The sequence below is a fragment of the Pseudomonas sp. R2-7-07 genome (assembly GCF_003852355.1).
Classification (GTDB): Bacteria; Pseudomonadota; Gammaproteobacteria; order Pseudomonadales; family Pseudomonadaceae; genus Aquipseudomonas.
Map to the genome: position 1 here is coordinate 4,796,124 of NZ_CP027759.1, position 16,899 is coordinate 4,813,022.

Annotated in this window: 15 protein-coding genes; 9 read left to right on the forward strand and 6 right to left on the reverse strand. The window is 58.7% G+C overall.

Annotated features, from left to right (window positions below; all coding sequences use genetic code 11):
• Window positions 1–119 precede the first annotated feature (119 nt).
• Window positions 120–1,112 carry a helix-turn-helix domain-containing protein gene (locus C4J86_RS22045; protein ID WP_124371840.1) on the reverse strand — a complete coding sequence of 331 codons (993 nt, stop codon included), beginning with the start codon at window positions 1,110–1,112 and terminating at the stop codon, window positions 120–122.
• Between the two features lie 312 nt (window positions 1,113–1,424).
• Here C4J86_RS22045 and antA point away from each other — a divergent pair, with 312 nt between their 5' ends.
• From antA to C4J86_RS22065, 4 genes are all read left to right on the forward strand, one after another.
• The gene (antA, locus tag C4J86_RS22050; RefSeq protein ID WP_124371841.1) at window positions 1,425–2,816 is read left to right on the forward strand and encodes an anthranilate 1,2-dioxygenase large subunit; all 1,392 of its coding nucleotides are present in this window, start codon (window positions 1,425–1,427) and stop codon (window positions 2,814–2,816) included.
• On the forward strand, window positions 2,816–3,307 hold the full coding sequence (gene antB, locus C4J86_RS22055; RefSeq protein WP_124371842.1) for an anthranilate 1,2-dioxygenase small subunit: 492 nt from the start codon (window positions 2,816–2,818) through the stop codon (window positions 3,305–3,307). Before antA ends, antB begins: the two co-directional genes overlap by 1 nt.
• A gap of 145 nt (window positions 3,308–3,452) precedes the next feature.
• Window positions 3,453–4,460, forward strand: a complete 1,008-nt coding sequence (gene antC, locus C4J86_RS22060) for an anthranilate 1,2-dioxygenase electron transfer component AntC (RefSeq protein ID WP_124371843.1) — start codon at window positions 3,453–3,455, stop codon at window positions 4,458–4,460.
• 71 nt (window positions 4,461–4,531) lie between these two features.
• Window positions 4,532–5,932, forward strand: a complete 1,401-nt coding sequence (locus C4J86_RS22065; RefSeq protein ID WP_124364393.1) for an amino acid permease — start codon at window positions 4,532–4,534, stop codon at window positions 5,930–5,932.
• Between the two features lie 123 nt (window positions 5,933–6,055).
• On the opposite strand, the gene kynA is transcribed toward C4J86_RS22065, so the two are convergent.
• Together kynA and kynB are read right to left on the reverse strand one after the other, a co-directional pair.
• Window positions 6,056–6,928 carry a tryptophan 2,3-dioxygenase gene (gene kynA / locus C4J86_RS22070; RefSeq protein WP_124371844.1) on the reverse strand — a complete coding sequence of 291 codons (873 nt, stop codon included), beginning with the start codon at window positions 6,926–6,928 and terminating at the stop codon, window positions 6,056–6,058.
• Window positions 6,925–7,575: an arylformamidase gene (gene kynB / locus C4J86_RS22075; protein WP_124371845.1), complete on the reverse strand. Its 651-nt coding sequence runs from the start codon at window positions 7,573–7,575 to the stop codon at window positions 6,925–6,927. The genes kynA and kynB overlap by 4 nt, the downstream gene beginning before the upstream one ends.
• Before the next feature lie 276 nt (window positions 7,576–7,851).
• On the opposite strand from kynB, the gene C4J86_RS22080 reads away from it, so the two are divergent.
• Window positions 7,852–8,196 carry a cupin domain-containing protein gene (locus tag C4J86_RS22080; protein ID WP_124371846.1) on the forward strand — a complete coding sequence of 115 codons (345 nt, stop codon included), beginning with the start codon at window positions 7,852–7,854 and terminating at the stop codon, window positions 8,194–8,196.
• Window positions 8,197–8,361: 165 nt separating this feature from the next.
• Here C4J86_RS22080 and C4J86_RS22085 read toward each other — a convergent pair whose 3' ends face one another.
• Both C4J86_RS22085 and C4J86_RS22090 read right to left on the reverse strand, forming a co-directional pair.
• Window positions 8,362–9,057, reverse strand: a complete 696-nt coding sequence (locus tag C4J86_RS22085) for a TrkA family potassium uptake protein (RefSeq protein WP_177412759.1) — start codon at window positions 9,055–9,057, stop codon at window positions 8,362–8,364.
• Complete coding sequence (locus tag C4J86_RS22090; RefSeq protein WP_124371848.1) at window positions 9,047–10,375, reverse strand: TrkH family potassium uptake protein; 1,329 nt, start codon at window positions 10,373–10,375, stop codon at window positions 9,047–9,049. Before C4J86_RS22090 ends, C4J86_RS22085 begins: the two co-directional genes overlap by 11 nt.
• Window positions 10,376–10,898: 523 nt before the next feature.
• On the opposite strand from C4J86_RS22090, the gene C4J86_RS22095 reads away from it, so the two are divergent.
• Both C4J86_RS22095 and C4J86_RS22100 read left to right on the forward strand, forming a co-directional pair.
• Window positions 10,899–11,273 (forward strand): cell wall hydrolase, encoded by a 375-nt coding sequence (locus tag C4J86_RS22095; protein WP_124371849.1) that lies wholly within the window; start codon window positions 10,899–10,901, stop codon window positions 11,271–11,273.
• A gap of 201 nt (window positions 11,274–11,474) precedes the next feature.
• A complete protein-coding gene (locus tag C4J86_RS22100; protein WP_124371850.1) occupies window positions 11,475–12,110 on the forward strand; it encodes a response regulator transcription factor in 636 nt (211 codons plus the stop codon).
• Between the two features lie 16 nt (window positions 12,111–12,126).
• On the opposite strand, the gene C4J86_RS22105 is transcribed toward C4J86_RS22100, so the two are convergent.
• Window positions 12,127–12,828 carry a response regulator transcription factor gene (locus tag C4J86_RS22105; RefSeq protein WP_124371851.1) on the reverse strand — a complete coding sequence of 234 codons (702 nt, stop codon included), beginning with the start codon at window positions 12,826–12,828 and terminating at the stop codon, window positions 12,127–12,129.
• Window positions 12,829–13,277: 449 nt separating this feature from the next.
• On the opposite strand from C4J86_RS22105, the gene C4J86_RS22110 reads away from it, so the two are divergent.
• Window positions 13,278–15,653, forward strand: coding sequence for a type I secretion system permease/ATPase (locus C4J86_RS22110; RefSeq protein WP_124371852.1), 2,376 nt, complete (start codon window positions 13,278–13,280; stop codon window positions 15,651–15,653).
• On the forward strand, window positions 15,650–16,894 hold the full coding sequence (locus C4J86_RS22115; RefSeq protein ID WP_124371853.1) for an HlyD family type I secretion periplasmic adaptor subunit: 1,245 nt from the start codon (window positions 15,650–15,652) through the stop codon (window positions 16,892–16,894). The genes C4J86_RS22110 and C4J86_RS22115 overlap by 4 nt, the downstream gene beginning before the upstream one ends.
• Window positions 16,895–16,899 lie beyond the last annotated feature (5 nt).

Here is a 16,899-nt window from a genome sequence, read left to right on the forward strand (position 1 = left end):
GCTGCAATTCAAATGTGGGAGGGGGCTTGCCCCCGATAGCGCAGTGTCAGTCAGTACATCTGTCACTGAAACACCGCAATCGGGGGCAAGCCCCCTCCCACATTGGATCTTCATGGTTTTTAGAGACTGCGCAGGCGCTTGCGTTGCAAGGTTTGGCTGGGGGTCTCATCGAACAGTTTGCGGTACTCCGCCGAGAACCGTCCCAAGTGGGTAAAGCCCCAGCCCAGGGCGATTTCGGAGATGGTACGCGTGTCACCCTGCTCGAGGATGTCCTGACGCACCGCCACCAGCCGGTGCTTCTTCAAATACGCCATGGGCGACAGCGCGAAGTATTTGCGAAACGCATCGAACAGCTTGAAGCGCGACACGCCGGCCACCGCCTCCAGGTCTTCCAGGTGCACTGCCTCGCGCGCATTGTCGTGCAGGTACTGGCGCGCCCGGATCAGGTAGTGCGGCAACTTCACGCCCAACACGTCGCGCAGTTCTTCGGAGTAGTTGTTCGGCTGGGCCAGGATCAAGCCCTTGATCAGCGAGCTTTCCAGGTCGCGGGTAAACGCCGCTTGCTCGTACAACTCGCTACGGTGCTCAAACTCGGCAATGAAGTAGCGTGCCATACGCCACCACGAGGCCGGGGCGCCGTCCACCGCGTCCATCACCGGTTCGAAGCGCAGCGGCGCCTCGATCGGCCGTTGCAGCAAACCTTCCAGCGACTCGCTCATGGCCGCACGCGTGATCACTACCTGCAGCTTGCGGCAGTCACCGGAAATCGCCAGCACCTGATGCTCGTTGGGCGCAATGATCACCCCCTGGTCGCGGTTCGAACTCAGGCGCTCACCGTTCTTGCTCAGCTCCTGTTCGCCGATCAACGGCAGGCTCAGGCTGTAGCTGCTGAAGTGCTCGGCGTCTTCGATGTCGATGGTCACGTCGGTGCCGTATTCGATCACGCCCAGGGTGGTGGCACGGGACTTGAACACATTGGCGCTGTGGTGAAAGCGCAGGCGTTCCGGCGTGGCCGTCGCCAAACGATGGGGCCCGCAGATGCCGCACATCCAGCTGCAGGCGCCTTCAAGGTCGAAGCGTTGAATACGGATATCGCGTGTCTGGCTATTCATCAGGTGCACCCACGGCGGTCAGGCGTTTGCGCGCTCTGGCGGCGCGTCGTCAGGGTTCGACAGCAAGTTCCACGCCACGCCAGCGCAGTGCTCACTGGGTGGATAGCAAAGGTCGACTAAGTGGATAACGCCCGGCGGTTTTCGGCCCTTACCCGCACTGACAGTAGCGCATCACGTCACCGCAGCGCACCGGGTTGGGTATTTGCCGCCCAACTTTGCGGCCCATCTTCCCCGATTAAGCGGATAGCCCGCACCCTGCACCGCTGCCTCTAATGAATCACCGATTAGCCCCGATCAAACAAGGTGCCTCCCATGAGTGGTGCAAGAAACGTCGAGCAGTGGAAAACCTTTATCGAAAGTTGCCTGGACTTTCGCCCGGCCGATGAAGTGTTCCGCATCGCCCGCGACATGTTCACCGAGCCCGAACTGTTCGACCTGGAAATGGAACTGATCTTCGAGAAGAACTGGATCTACGCTTGCCACGAAAGCGAACTGGCCAATAACCACGATTTCGTGACAATGCGCGCCGGGCGCCAGCCGATGATCATCACCCGCGACGGCGAAGGTCGGCTCAATGCGCTGATCAATGCCTGCCAGCATCGCGGCACCACCCTCACCCGCGTGGGCAAGGGTAACCAGTCTACGTTCACCTGCCCGTTCCACGCCTGGTGCTACAAAAGCGATGGCCGCTTGGTGAAGGTCAAGGCGCCGGGGGAATACCCGGAAGGTTTCGACAAAGCCACCCGTGGCCTGAAAAAGGCGCGCATCGACAGCTACAAGGGCTTTGTGTTTATCAGCCTCGATGTGACTGGAACCGACAGCCTGGAAGACTTCCTTGGCGATGCCAAAGCGTTCTTCGACATGATGGTGGCGCAGTCCTCCACCGGTGAGTTGGAGGTGCTGCCGGGCAAGTCCGCCTACACCTACGACGGCAACTGGAAGCTGCAGAACGAAAACGGCCTGGACGGTTATCACGTCAGCACCGTGCACTATAACTACGTGGCCACGGTGCAGCATCGCCAGCAGGTGAACAGCGAAAACGGCGCCAGTGCCGGCACCACCCTGGACTACAGCAAGCTCGGCGCCGGCGACGCCAATACCGACGACGGCTGGTTTGCGTTCAATAACGGCCACAGCCTGCTGTTCAGCGACATGCCCAACCCCAGCGTGCGCTCCGGCTACGCCACCATCATGCCGCGCCTGGTGGCCGAACACGGCCAGCAGAAGGCCGAATGGATGATGCACCGCCTGCGCAACCTGAATATCTACCCGAGCCTATTCTTTCTCGACCAGATCAGCTCCCAACTGCGCATCATCCGCCCGCTGGCGTGGAACAAGACCGAGATCATCAGCCAGTGCCTGGGGGTGAAGCACGAGTCCGACGCCGACCGCGAAAACCGTATTCGCCAGTTCGAGGACTTTTTCAATGTGTCGGGCATGGGCACGCCGGATGACCTGGTGGAGTTTCGCGAAGCCCAGCGCGGTTTCCAGGGCCGCCTGGAGCGCTGGAGCGATATCTCGCGCGGCAGCCACCGCTGGCAGACCGGGCCGACACCCAACAGCGAAGCCATTGGTATCCAGCCGGCCATGACCGGCACCGAATTCACCCACGAAGGCCTGTACGTCAACCAGCACCGCAACTGGCAGCAATTCCTGCTCAACGGCCTGGACCAGCAAGCGCTGAAACTGCGAGAGGTGAAGTGATGAACGCGCAGTTGCAGTACCAGATCGAGCAATTCTTCTACCGCAAATCCGCACTGTGCGACGCCCAGGACTGGGATGCCTATGTGCAGCTGTTCGACCCACAGAGCGAATTCCACTTGCCGCAATGGGACTCAGAGCATGTCTACACCCAGGACCCCAAGCGCGAGATGTCGTTGATCTATTACGCCAACCGCTCAGGGCTGGAGGACCGGGTATTCCGCCTGCGAACCGGCAAGGCCGCCTCGGCCACGCCGATGCCGCGCACCTTGCACCTGATCAACAACGTGCGCATTGCCGAGTTGGCGGGCGGCGGGCTGGACGTGAAGTTGAATTGGCACACGCTGTTCTACCGGTTGGCGACCTCGGAGCAGTTCTACGGGCAGGCCACTTACCGCCTCAAGCCACACGGCGACAGCTGGCTGATCACCCGCAAGCACGCGTTATTGCTGAACGACACCATCAACTCGGTGCTGGATTTCTATCACCTTTGAAGCACATCCCACCTGTGGCGAGGGAGCTTGCTCCCGCTGGGCTGCGCAGCGGCCCCAAAAAGCTTGGGAGCGCTGCGCACTCCAGCGGGAGCAAGCTCCCTCGCCACAGATCATGTGCTAGCCATACACGCGTGGAGTTTCGCGAATGAATCACAAAGTGGCCTTCAGTTTCGCCGACGGCAAGACCTTGTTCTTCCCGATGGGCGCTCATGAACTCCTGCTGGACGCGGCCTTGCGCAACGGCATCAACATCCCGCTGGACTGCCGCGAAGGCGTGTGCGGCACCTGTCAGGGGCGCTGCGAATCCGGCGCTTACACCCAGGATTATGTCGACGAAGAAGCGCTGTCGAGCCTCGACGTGCAACAGCGCAAAATGCTTAGTTGCCAGACGCGGGTGCAGTCCGACGCTACCTTTTACTTCGACTTCGATTCGAGCCTGTGCAACGCGCCGGGGCCGGTGCACGTGCGCGGCACGGTAAGCGAGGTGCAGTTGGTGTCGGCCGGTACGGCAATTCTGCGCCTGCAGGTGGACGCTGCGCTGGATTTTCTACCGGGCCAATATGCGCGGCTGGCGGTGCCCGGTACCGACAGCTGGCGCTCCTATTCCTTCGCCAACCTGCCGGGTAATCAATTGCAGTTCCTGGTGCGCCTGTTGCCCGATGGGGTGATGAGCAACTACGTGCGCGAGCGTTGCCAGGTGGGCGATGAGCTGTTGATGGAAGCGCCGCTGGGGGCGTTCTACCTGCGGCACGTCACTCAACCGCTGGTGCTGGTCGCTGGCGGCACCGGGTTGTCGGCGTTGCTGGGTATGCTCGATGAGCTGGTGGCGCGCGGCTGCGATCAACCGGTGCACCTTTACTATGGCGTGCGCACTGAGCAGGACCTGTGCGAAGCCGCGCGCATCAATGGCTATGCGTCGAAGATCGCGAATTTTCGCTACACCGAAGTGCTCAGCGACGCCTCGACCCAGTGGACCGGCAAGCGCGGCTACCTCACCGAACATTTCGACCTGGCCGAATTACGGGACAGATCGGCGGATATGTATGTGTGTGGCCCGCCGCCAATGGTCGAATCGATCCAACAATGGCTGGCGGATCAGGCACTTGATGGCGTTCAGCTGTATTACGAAAAGTTTACGCAGAGTAATATCTGACCCTCAGCACTTCTGAGGGGCTGATGCGGCCTGCGCTCACCCTTAAGAAAAACAAGTAGAAGGGAACGTTAATGGCGGATGACATGGTTAACCCGGTGGGCCTCAAGCGCGGCCTGAAAAACCGGCACATTCAACTGATCGCCTTGGGAGGGGCGATCGGCACGGGGTTGTTCCTCGGCTCGGCCGGGGTGCTCAAGTCGGCGGGGCCGTCGATGATCCTGGGTTACGCGATCGCCGGTTTTATCGCCTTCCTGATCATGCGCCAGCTCGGCGAGATGATCGTCGAGGAGCCGGTGGCCGGTTCCTTCAGCCACTTTGCGCATAAATACTGGGGCGGCTACGCGGGCTTTCTGGCGGGCTGGAACTACTGGGTGCTCTACGTGCTGGTGGGCATGGCCGAACTGACGGCCGTGGGCAAATACATCCAGTTCTGGTGGCCGGAAATCCCGACCTGGGTCAGCGCGCTGGTGTTCTTCGTCGCGGTGAACCTGATCAACACCCTGAACGTGAAGTTCTTCGGTGAAGCCGAGTTCTGGTTCGCGATCATCAAGGTGGTGGCGATTGTCGGCATGATCGTGCTCGGCTGCTACCTGCTGTTCAGCGGTACCGGCGGCCCGCAGGCGTCGGTCAGCAATCTGTGGAGCCACGGCGGTTTCTTCCCGAACGGCGGCATGGGGCTGTTGATGTCCATGGCGTTCATCATGTTCTCGTTCGGTGGCCTGGAGCTGGTGGGCATCACCGCCGCCGAGGCCAGCGAGCCACGCAAGGTGATCCCGAAGGCGATCAACCAGGTGGTGTATCGGATCCTGATTTTCTACGTCGGCGCCCTCACCGTGCTGCTGTCGCTGTACCCGTGGGACCAACTGCTGCAAACCCTCGGCGCCTCGGGCGATGCCTACAGCGGCAGCCCGTTCGTGCAGATCTTCTCGCTGATCGGCAATGACACCGCGGCGCACATCCTCAACTTCGTGGTGCTGACCGCGGCGCTGTCGGTGTACAACAGCGGCGTGTATTGCAACAGCCGCATGCTGTTCGGCCTGGCCGAGCAAGGCGACGCGCCCAAGGCGCTGATGAAGCTCAACAAGCAAGGCGTGCCGTTGCGCGCGCTGGCAATTTCGGCGGCGGTGACCCTGCTGTGCGTGGTGGTCAACTACGTCGCGCCGCAGAGTGCCCTGGAGCTGCTGTTCGCTCTGGTGGTTGCCTCGCTGATGATCAACTGGGCGCTGATCAGCATCACCCACATCAAGTTCCGCAAGGCCATGGGCGAACAAGGCGTGACGCCGTCGTTCAAGACCTTCTGGTTCCCGTTCAGCAATTACCTGTGCCTGGCGTTCATGCTGATGATCATCAGCGTGATGCTGGCCATTCCGGGGATACGTGAGTCGGTGTATGCGATGCCGGTGTGGGTAGCGATTATCTATGTGGCCTACCGCTTGCGGGTCCGAAACACGAAACTTGTGACAGCGCAGTAACCCATGTGGGAGGGGGCTTGCTCCCGATGGCGGTGTGTCAGTCATTGATATGTTTACTGACCCACCGCTATCGGGGGCAAGCCCCCTCCCACATTGGATTGCATTGCATATGAAGATTTTTGTTTAGAGCGTAGAGCGCACTCGCCACAACTCGGGAAACAGCACCGTATCGAGCATCTTGCGCAAATACCCCACACCTTCGGTGCCGCCAGTTCCGGGCTGGAAGCCGATAATCCGTTCCACCGTGGTCACGTGCCGGAAGCGCCACTGGCGGAACGAATCCTCCAGGTCGATGAACTTCTCGGCCAATTGATACAAATCCCAGTACCGACTCGGGTCGCGGTACACCTCACGCCACGCGGCTTCCACGGAGTCATCGTGCACGGTAGCGGCCGTCGGGTCGCGTTCGGCGCGCTTGGGGTCAATCGCCAGGCCCGCCTTGAGCATCAGGTTGATCGCCTCGTCATACAGCGACGGCGTGGCGATCGCCACCTGCAATTGCAGCAATAACTCCGGGCGATGGGCATGGGGCCGCAACAGCGCCGGGCTTTTGTTGCCGAGGATGAATTCGATCTCACGGTACTGGAACGACTGGAACCCCGACGACTGCCCGAGGAACGGGCGGATCGCCTTGTATTCCGACGGAGTCATAGTCGCCAGCACCGCCCAGGCGTGCACCAGTTGGTCGAAGATCCGCGAGACCCGCGCCAGCATCTTGAACGCCGGCGGCAGCTCGCCCAGGCGCACATGTTCGCGGGCCGCTTTGAGTTCGTGCAGCATCAGCTTCATCCATAGCTCCGAGGTCTGGTGCTGGATGATGAACAGCATTTCGTTGTGATCCGGCGACAGCGGGTGCTGGGCGCTGAGGACTTTGCCCAGGTCCAGGTAGTCGCCGTAGCTCATGGACTCGGAAAAATTCAGCTCAGCGTTGTGCCAATCCTGCGGGGGTTGGTCGTCGGCAGGCTTATATTCTGGCGAGAAGGGACATTGGCTCATCGCGTGGGCTCCAAAAGCGGGCGCAGGATTGCGCGGACCGGGCTGGCATCCAGATGGGCAAAGCGCAGCGGCAGCGCGATCAGTTCATAGTCGCCTTCCGGCACATCATCGAGCACGATGCCTTCGAGGATCGCCATGCCATGACGCGCCACGGCGTTGTGCGAATCCATGGTCTTGGACTGTTGCGGGTCCAGGGACGGGGTGTCGATACCGATCAGGCGCACGCCAAGGCTGGCGAGCAGCTCGATGGTCTGCGGGGCGATGGCGGTGAAATTTGAATCCCATCGCGTCACTGGCGCTTGTGGATAAGTGCGCAGCAAGACCCGTTCAGGCAGGTTATCCACACGCCCTTGCAGTTGATGGGGCTGCACCAGAGCACCGCTACCCAGGCAGTGCAATACCCGGCACGGGCCCATGTACATATCCAGCGACACCTCGCCAATCGGCGCGCCGTCGGCGCTGTAGTGCAGCGGCGCATCCACGTGGGCGCCGGTGTGCGGCGAGAAGGTCACGCGCCCCACATTCACCGGACACTCCGGACCGAACTGCCACACGCGCTCTTCCTGGAACGGCGTATCGCCCGGCCAGGTCGGGGTCGCCGCGCTCAAGGGCGGGCTGATATCCCACCACGTTTTTATTGGGTTCATTTCAAGGCTCTCGGCTGTCACTGAGGTGAATGATACGAGGGCCAGCTGTGAATTTTCTTGCGAATTCTGGCGCAAAGCGGGAAATCTTTCGCACTTACTGCGAAGAAATAGCGTATTCACGCTCGGAAGTTTCACGCGATGACCCTGTGGGAGGGGGCTTGCCCCCTCCCACAGTTGACTGCTGCGGTTCTGGGCATCCCGATGTCGAGTTCAGACCACTGGCAAACAGCTCGGCGCTATAGGGTTCAACTTCTGTTTCCTTGCCTCGGAGTCATCATGCCCCAGCCGATCACTGTTCTGCGCGACACCCATCCCCTGCCGGTCCTGGATGCCTGCAAATGGGAAAAACTCGAAGGCGACCCGCATACCGTCAACCTCAACGCCTACACCAGCGAAGACGGCAGCAAGATCATGGGTACCTGGATCTGCACCCCAGGAAAATGGCGAATTGATTATCTGAAATGGGAATACTGCGATTTTAGGGAAGGATATTGCATAATCACTCCCGATGGAAAAGACCCTATCCACCTTAGAGCGGGGGATATTTTTATAGTTGAACCTGGCATGAAAGGAACTTGGGAAGTGGTAGAGACAGTACGGAAGTATTTTGTTTTTGCATGACCATTTGTTCCCATCCTGAGACTCGGATTGTTCACTATCAATTCCACCAGTGTCGCGACCGGGCTGCCGTTTCTCAGACGCCAGAAACCACAGCTCCCTCGACCGTCTCTATAAAAATCAGGTGTTTGTGTGTACTGAATGGGGCAGTGAAGGAGGCAGCCCAAGTTACTTTGAGTGCCCCGCAAATTTCTGGATGAGATGGGTCAAACCAGACACGATGAGTACATCTCCCGGCAGGATCAGGGTACTGGGAGTGGCATGCTGGAAGTCTTCATTGGCGCGCTTCAATCCGACGACTGTGATGCCATATTTCTCACGAATATTGGAGTCAATAAGTGTGCTGTTGTGACTCGGCAGTGGGGCGTGAATTTTTGCGATTGCAAAGCCGTCATCAAACTCGATGAAATCGATCATCCGCCCCGTAATGAGGTGCGCGACGCGCTCCCCCATATCCGCCTCTGGGTAGACGACATGGTGAGCACCTATACGCTGAGCTATCTGCCCATGCTCGGCCGTTCGTGCCTTGACCCAGATATCCCGGATACCCAATTCAGTCAACGCCATGATGGTCATGAGGCTGGCAGCCATATCGGTACCAATGCCCACGATAGCGTGGGCAAAGTCAGCAACGCCCAGTTGGCGTAAGACCGCGAGGTTGGTGGAGTCAGCCTGGACTGCATGACTCAGGATATCAGCGCAGTCATGGACCGGATCAGCGTCCCTGTCGATGCCCATCACATCGTGACCCAACCGCATCAGTGATTGGGCCACGGAACTTCCGAATCGGCCCAGGCCAATCACCACAACGCTATCGCCTTTGGAAAAAGCAAACTGATCCGTAAACAGAAATTTAGCCAACAATGGGATGTTCCTCAGGGTAGCGGTAGGGCATGCGATGTTCGCCCAGGGCCAGTGACGCTGCAAAAGTAATCGTTCCAACACGCCCGACATACATCAGCAGAGTCAGCATCAACTGGCTCGATTCGGGAAGGTCCGCAGTGATACCGGTGGACAGACCGACGGTGCCAAACGCCGAGATGACTTCGAATATGACCTGGCCGATTGGTAGACCGGTGTCGCGCAGGATAACCAGGGTTCCCAGTACAACCATGGTACTGCTCAGTACCAGTATCGTGATGGCCTGGCGCTGCGCCGAAGTACCGACTCTGCGGCCAAATGCTTGGCTGTCATTACGGCCACGAATTTCAGCGATTACCATCAATGCCAAGATAGCCACAGTCCCCACTTTGACGCCACCTGCAGTACCCGCGCTGCCTCCTCCGATAAACATCAAGAAGTAGTGCAACGCCCAACTTTCTTGAGTCAACGCACCGATATCAATCGAGTTGAACCCGGCAGTACGCGCAGAAACAGACGCAAATGCAGCCGAGAGAATTTTATCGGCCACAGGCATGGGCTTGAGTGTGGCTGAGTTAGACCACTCAAACACCAACAGCGTGAAAAAACCCACCAGCAGCAATATAAGCGTGCCAACAACGGTGAGTTTGGTATGCAGTGACCAATGCCGCGAATCCTTGAATTTACTACGCATGTCATGCAGGACTGGAAAGCCGATCCCACCAATCACAATCGCCATCATCACCGGTAGCAGGATCAACGCATCAGTGGCATAGCGCATCAGGCTGTCGGAGTGAATGGAAAAACCTGCGTTATTGAAGGCCGACACGGCATGAAATAGTCCGCTCCATACTGCCTCGGTCCACGACAGCCCATAGCTCAGATGTAACCTGAGGGTCAGCATCACGGTGATGATGAGCTCCAGGCCGAAAGTTACCACCAGAACCAGCTTGGCCACGCTGGCAATATCGCCCATTCCCAGCGAGCGCGACTCAACCTGAGCGGCCATTTTAGTCCGCAGGCGAAAGGAGTGATTGACCATCAGACCGAGTAGGGTCGCGATGGTCATCATGCCAAAGCCACCAAGCTGAAATAGCAGCAGAATGAGCGACTGACCAAAAGTCGACCAATATGTGCCGGTATCCACCACCACCAGCCCTGTAACGCATACAGCCGATACGGCCGTAAACAATGCCGTCACCCACGGTGCCCCCACACCTTCAGTGCGGGATATCGGAAGCATCAGAAGGGCAGTGCCTACCAGTACCGTGACCAAAAAAACCAGGGCGACAACCCTGGCGGGATGAAACTGTGATTTCATTTTGACGGTCGCCAGTAGAGTTGGGAACCCTGCATGAGGGCTTGCAGGCATTGGGACGCGTCTCAAAGGAGCCAGCCCAGACGTGGACGGGCGCAATATTTCAGAAGCTTTCGGTAGATGGCTACGTAATAGACTTTTGCCGCTACGAGCCACTCCAGGGCCGGATGCTACCACTCTTTAGGACACCGATGCCCTGGAGAGCGTGAGCGGCAATGCGGGGTGAGACTCCGCTGCTAAATCCCCTAAGCCGGCCCCAGGGCGCTACCGGGTCCGGCTAATTACTTATAACAACATGTATTTGAACCCGCTCTAAATACAGTCAGCACACACTTAGCGCCGAACTCAATTGGCCCCTGCGAACATTCAACTCTCTTTTTACTTAGTTATCGGTATTGCGCCTCGCCAGAGGTTTGAGACAGTTCTTATAGCCTGCCTATGCTCGCGTCTACACAATCGGCGCCTGCATATTCCCTCTAAAGCCCGTTGAAGCCCAGTGCTGCGATCAGCGTCAGAGAACTTCTAAATGACTTTGCAAAACGCTTTGATGTGCCTTGCACTCAATATTTATCATGAAGCCCGCGGCGAACCGCTTGATGGGCAGATCGCGGTTGCCATGGTGACGATGAACCGCGCCGACTGGCAGGCCTCCAGCGTTTGCCAAGTGGTGTATGAAAGAAATCAGTTCTCCTGGACCCGCCGTGCCAACCCCTCATTGCCAAGCGAATCCGCCGCATGGGCGAACGCCAAGCGTGTCGCGAACCGGGTTGTCGCGGGCCATCATGAAGATATTACCCACGGTGCAACGCATTTTCATGCACGGACAGTGCGACCCATCTGGCGCACTTCGTTGAAGAAGACCGCAACGATTGGCGAGCATATTTTTTATGTACACCATTAGAATCGAAAATACCGACCGTACTCATTACCGATATAAAGCAGCCATTCACGTTGTCGCACGCCACGCCTGCAACTTCTATATAAGTACACCACCATGGTCGTCATGGGGTTCAAGACTTGTCTCAAAAATACCGTCTGTAATTGCCACCCAACAGGCTTTCAGTCATAAACCTTTCAAATTACTTTCTAAAGCGACGTTCCCATGAACAATCACGTAATAATTGTCGACGACCACCCCGTTGTTCGTATGACGCTGCGCATCCTGTTGGAGGGTGAAGGTTACAAAGTCGTCGGGGAAGCAGGAAATGGCGCGGATGCCGTGGACCTCATCCGCGAACTTCAGCCAGGGACCGTGATACTCGATATAGGGCTGCCCAAAGTTGACGGACTGACCGTGATCAGCCGCCTGATTGGCCTGCGTCAGCCGGTCAAGATCATTGTGTTGACCGCACAGATTTCAAACCACATTGCGATGCGCTGCATGGGAGCCGGGGCTCATGGGTTCGTCGCCAAACACGATGATCTGTGCGAGTTGATCAACGCAATGCGGGCGGTAAAGAACGGGCATACCTATTTCCCTGATTCGGCATTTTGCCTCACCCGTCGTGAAGCGGGTACGGATCAGGAAGAAGAGCTGCTCAGAAGTCTGTCTGTGCGGGAACTTGGCGTTTTACAGTATTTGACGCAAGGGCTGAGCAATAAGCAGATTGCCGAACGCATGTCACTGAGCGGCAAAACTATAAGCACCTATAAAACCCGCATTTTGACCAAACTCAATGCCAATACGCTGCTGGACCTCTACGACTTGGCAAAACGTAACAACCTCGCCAAATCGTGACACCCGCGCGCGGCCTTCAGATGTCTTTAAGGTCCAGGTGCAACTTGAACAGTTCAGTGTCCGTACGCACGTTCAACTTGCGCAGGGCCGCCTGTTTCTGCCCGCTGATGGTCTTGCGGCTGCGCAGAAACTTGATAGCGATCTGAGAGACTGACATTCCTCCCAAGCAGCAACGCAACACCTCACGTTCCTTGGGCGACAGTGCTGGATAATCGATCAGCGGGTCGCGGCCATCGACGTCTACCTCTTGCGCGCCAGAAAGCGCAGGGGCTGGCATCTTGGGTGTCGAATCCAGTTCAGCGGCCATAGACGGGGAAAGGTACAAACGATCCAACGCGACCGTCCTGACAGCAAACACCAATTCCTCAGTTTCCTGCGACTTTCCGAAAAAGCCGTTGGCCCCCGCACGAATCGCCATATTGACCGTGGCAGGCCGTTCCACGGAAGAAAAAATCAGGATACGCAACTCGGGATAATGACTGCGCAACAACTGAATCAACCGTAAGCCGTCCAGTTCGCCATCACTGAGCTGGTAGTCGAGGATCAACAGATCGGCGGGCTCGGTGCGCAATGCTTCCAGCAATCCGGCACTGCCCGAATAAACCCCCACTACCTTCAGATCCGACTCCGCGGAAAGCCGAACGTTAAGGCCCTCTCTGATTAGAGCGTGATCATCGAGCAGAACAATCCGCAGGGGTGAAACAACCGACCACTTCATTTTCAGGACTCCACAAGTCTGGCAATGGGTTCGGAACTTTCCTACAAATTCACGTTGCCAGTAGCACGTTATCCTAAATGTGGAATGAAAGATAACTTCCAATAGTTTTGCCTATCACCCCGATTATAAAAAAGGTTTCGACGCGTCATCATGCCCAGTGTAGGTCCTGATTTTTCATAACGTTACGAAGATAAACCGCCCCCCCTCGTGCCCGCCAAAAGACATTCAAAAGTTACCCCGCCGACAGTTTCGAATGCATACCCAGCGCACTGGGTCCCAGCGCTTTTGGGACAAGTCTCGTTCACACATGCCCACTCAGCGATCAGAATTATCTCAATGGTCGGGAGACGTTTTACACCTCATCAAAACGCCGTTTCATCCAGGCGTCCCCCTGCATACACACGCCGATAAGCTCGCCACCAGGCGGGCCCAGCCCAGGACCGAATCTGATGGCTACTCATAGCGCGCCCGTTGAAAAAGACGTGGACGCCCAGGCGATGCCTGCGCCTCAAACACAGATCCAGGACACGCTGTTACAGAGCGTGTCCTGGATGTGTGATCACTACAACCTGGGCAAGTCGCCTCAGGCGCTGACGGCCGGTTTACCTAAAGTCGGCCTGCTGACGCCTTCCCTGGCGATGCGCAGCCTGGCCAATGCCGGGCTGACTGCCGGGATGGTGGAGCGGCCTGTGCGGGTGCTGCCCAAACAACTGATGCCGATCATTCTGCTGCGCAAGGATCGCGGCGGCTGTATTTTGCTGGGCTACCACCTCGACACCGAAGCCGAAGACAAACGCGCCTGTCGTTACCAGGTTGTCCTGCCAGAGATCAGCAGTGAGCCGGTCGAAGTCGATCAGACGGCCATGGATGAGCTGTACACCGGCTTCGCCATTCTCATGAAGCCAAAAGCCAAGATCGACGTGCGCGCCGGCGATGAAACACCCCAAGCCGCCGGTCACTGGCTGTTCTCCACACTGTGGCGTTATCGTCGCTATTACCGCAGCGCGGCCATCGGGGCGGTGTTGGTCAACGTGCTAGCCCTGGCCAGCATCTTCTTTACCATGAACGTCTACGACCGCGTCGTGCCCAACCAGGCGTTTATCACGCTGTGGTCGTTGGCCATCGGCGTGGTGGTGGCCATGGTCTTCGAGGCCATCGCGCGATATGTGCGGGCACACTTGCTGGACCTCGCGGGAAAAAAAGCCGACCTGGTGCTCGGCACGATGCTGTTTCGCCAGGCGCTGTCGATCCAGATGGAGCACAAACCCGCCTCCTCCGGCTCATTTGCCAACCAGCTGCGCGAATTCGAATCGGTTCGCGACTTCGCCACGTCGGCCACCCTGGCGACCATTTCCGACCTGCCCTTCGTGCTGTTGTTCGTCGCGGTGATTTTTGCCGTAGGCGGCCCATTGGGCTGGGTGCCGCTGCTGTTGATCCCACTGATCCTGATCATCAGCGTGGGCATCCAATGGCCGCTGGCCCGCACCATGAAAGAAAACCTGCGTGAAGCGTCCCTCAAGCAAGGGGTGTTGATCGAATCCGTGGAAGGCCTGGAAACCCTCAAAGCCATCGGTGGCGAAGCCTATATGCAGCGCCGCTGGGAAACCTTCAGCGCGCTGGCCGCCAACACCTCGATGAAATCGCGCGAACTGTCCAGCATGGCGTCCGGCAGCGTGGCCTTCTTCCAGCAGATCCAGACCGTGGCGCTGATCGTCATCGGTGTTTACCTGATCGATGCCGGCGACCTGACCATGGGTGCGCTGATTGCCACCGTGATGCTTGCCGGCCGGGCCACCGCGCCACTGAGCCAGGTGGTCGGTCTGGCCTTGCGTTTCCAGCAGGCCAAGGCGGCGATGAGCTCGCTCAACGGCCTGATGGCCATGCCGGTGGACCGCGATGTTTCCCGCGAGTACCTGCCCAAGCCCGATATCACGGGTCAGATCAGCCTCAAGAACATCGGTTTTTCGTACCCGGCGCCACCGATGCAACCCAACCCGGCCGTGCTGCAAAGCATCAACCTGGTCATCAAGCCCGGCGAACGCGTGGCGATTCTGGGGCGCATCGGCAGCGGTAAATCCACCCTGCTGCGGGTCATGGCGCGCTTGTATCTGCCGGTCAGTGGGCAAATGTTTGCCGATGGCCTGGATGTCAACCAGATCGACCCGGCGGACTGGCGCAGAGCCGTTGGTTATGTCGGCCAGGATGCGCGCCTGTTCTACGGCACCCTGCGCGAAAACGTGATGATCGGCCGGCCCGAAGCGACGGCCGAGGAGTTCCTGCGGGTGATCCGCCTGACCGGGCTGGACCATGTCGCAGGGCGCCATCCCAAAGGTATCAACCTGCCGATCGGCGAGATGGGTGAAGGCCTGTCAGGCGGCCAGCGTCAGTTGGTGTCCCTGGCGCGAAGCTTGCTGGCGCGGCCCAGCCTGCTATTGCTGGATGAACCCACCAGCGCGATGGACGGCCAGACCGAAGTGCAGTTTCTCGCACACCTCAAGCGCGCCACCGAAGGCCAGACGTTGGTGGTGGTCACTCACCGCCCGTCCCTGCTCTCGCTGGTGGAGCGAATCATTATTGTCGATGACGGCAAGGTCACCGCTGACGGCCCCAAGGACACCATCCTCGAGGCCCTCAATGGCAACACGGCCAAGGCTGCGGCAAAACCGGCCGCCGCTGCGCCGGCCAAGCCGCGTACCCACGCCAACATCGGCCCGGCACGCCCTGTCGTACCTCAACGGGTTACGACTCCGGACGCCATCCGTAACAACGACGCCCAGGCAACGCCTGCCCTAACCCCGGAACAACCTGCGGTGACAGAACAATGATCAAGAAACTATTTGGCCGGGGTGAACCCGCCTCGGCACTGATGCCTGGCGATGCCGCGTTCATGAATGACGTTCAGGAATCACTGCTGGCACAAACCACACCGGGCTCGCGCCTGATTCTTCAGCTCATCGCAGCCGTGTTGGTCGGTGGTCTGGTCTGGGCGTATTTCGCCCGTGTCGAGGAAATCACCCTGGGCGAGGCGAAGATTATTTCAAAAAGCCGTGAACAGGTGATTCAAAGCCTGGAAGGCGGGATTCTGGCCGAGATGAATGTGCGTGAAGGCGACATCGTGGAGAAGGACCAGATCCTGCTCAAGATCGACCCGACCCGAGCCCAGGCCAGCTATCGCGAGACCCTGTCCAAGGTCATCGGCCTGAAGGCAAGCATCACCCGTCTGCGGGCCGAGGCGTATCAACAACCCCTGGAGTTCGACGAACAAGTGATGACCGACCCGGCCGTCGTCCTACAGGAGCAACAAGCCTACCGGGCGCGCAAAAACGCCCTGGACGAAAGCCTCGCCGCCCTGCAACGCAGCTATTCGTTGTCGGCCCGGGAGATCCAGCTGGCTGAACCTTTGGCGGCCAAAGGCTTGATGTCCGAAGTCGAGATCCTGCGTATGCGACGCTCGGCCAACGAGATCAAGTCGCAAATCGTCGAGCGCATTAACCGCTACCAGGCCGAGGCCAACTCCGAACTGGCCAAGTTCGAGCTGGAACTGTCCCAGACCACCGAGAACCTGGTGGGGCGAGCAGACGTGGTCGAGCGCACCACCATCAATGCGCCGGTGCGCGGCACCGTGAAGAACGTACGAGTGAACACGCGCGGCGGGGTTATCCAGCCCGGTGAGCCGATCCTGGAAATCGTCCCGCTGGAAGACCAGTTGCTGGTGGAAGGCAAGATTCGCCCCGCCGATGTCGCGTTCCTGCGGCCCGGTCTACCCGCAACGGTGAAGATCACCGCCTATGACTACGCCATTTATGGCGGCCTCAAGGGCCACGTTGAACATATCAGCCCCGACACCCTGAAAGATGATCAGAAAGCCGCAGCCGGCCGGCCCGATGACACCTATTACCGCGTCCTGGTCCTGACCGAAAGCAGCAACCTGGAAGCCGGTGGCCGCTCCTTGCCGATCATTCCAGGGATGGTTGCTTCGGTGGAAGTACGCACCGGTGAAAAGACCATTCTCGACTACCTGCTCAAACCCGTGCTCAAGGCACGTGAAGCCTTCCGGGAGCGATAAGCACG

Coding starts and splice junctions, on each gene's coding strand:
- C4J86_RS22045 (WP_124371840.1), bottom strand. CDS start 1,112: ATGAATAGCCAGACACGCGATATCCGTATTCAACGCTTCGACCTTGAA.
- antA (WP_124371841.1), top strand. CDS start 1,425: ATGAGTGGTGCAAGAAACGTCGAGCAGTGGAAAACCTTTATCGAAAGT.
- antB (WP_124371842.1), top strand. CDS start 2,816: ATGAACGCGCAGTTGCAGTACCAGATCGAGCAATTCTTCTACCGCAAA.
- antC (WP_124371843.1), top strand. CDS start 3,453: ATGAATCACAAAGTGGCCTTCAGTTTCGCCGACGGCAAGACCTTGTTC.
- C4J86_RS22065 (WP_124364393.1), top strand. CDS start 4,532: ATGGCGGATGACATGGTTAACCCGGTGGGCCTCAAGCGCGGCCTGAAA.
- kynA (WP_124371844.1), bottom strand. CDS start 6,928: ATGAGCCAATGTCCCTTCTCGCCAGAATATAAGCCTGCCGACGACCAA.
- kynB (WP_124371845.1), bottom strand. CDS start 7,575: ATGAACCCAATAAAAACGTGGTGGGATATCAGCCCGCCCTTGAGCGCG.
- C4J86_RS22080 (WP_124371846.1), top strand. CDS start 7,852: ATGCCCCAGCCGATCACTGTTCTGCGCGACACCCATCCCCTGCCGGTC.
- C4J86_RS22090 (WP_124371848.1), bottom strand. CDS start 10,375: ATGAAATCACAGTTTCATCCCGCCAGGGTTGTCGCCCTGGTTTTTTTG.
- C4J86_RS22095 (WP_124371849.1), top strand. CDS start 10,899: ATGACTTTGCAAAACGCTTTGATGTGCCTTGCACTCAATATTTATCAT.
- C4J86_RS22100 (WP_124371850.1), top strand. CDS start 11,475: ATGAACAATCACGTAATAATTGTCGACGACCACCCCGTTGTTCGTATG.
- C4J86_RS22105 (WP_124371851.1), bottom strand. CDS start 12,828: ATGAAGTGGTCGGTTGTTTCACCCCTGCGGATTGTTCTGCTCGATGAT.
- C4J86_RS22110 (WP_124371852.1), top strand. CDS start 13,278: ATGGCTACTCATAGCGCGCCCGTTGAAAAAGACGTGGACGCCCAGGCG.
- C4J86_RS22115 (WP_124371853.1), top strand. CDS start 15,650: ATGATCAAGAAACTATTTGGCCGGGGTGAACCCGCCTCGGCACTGATG.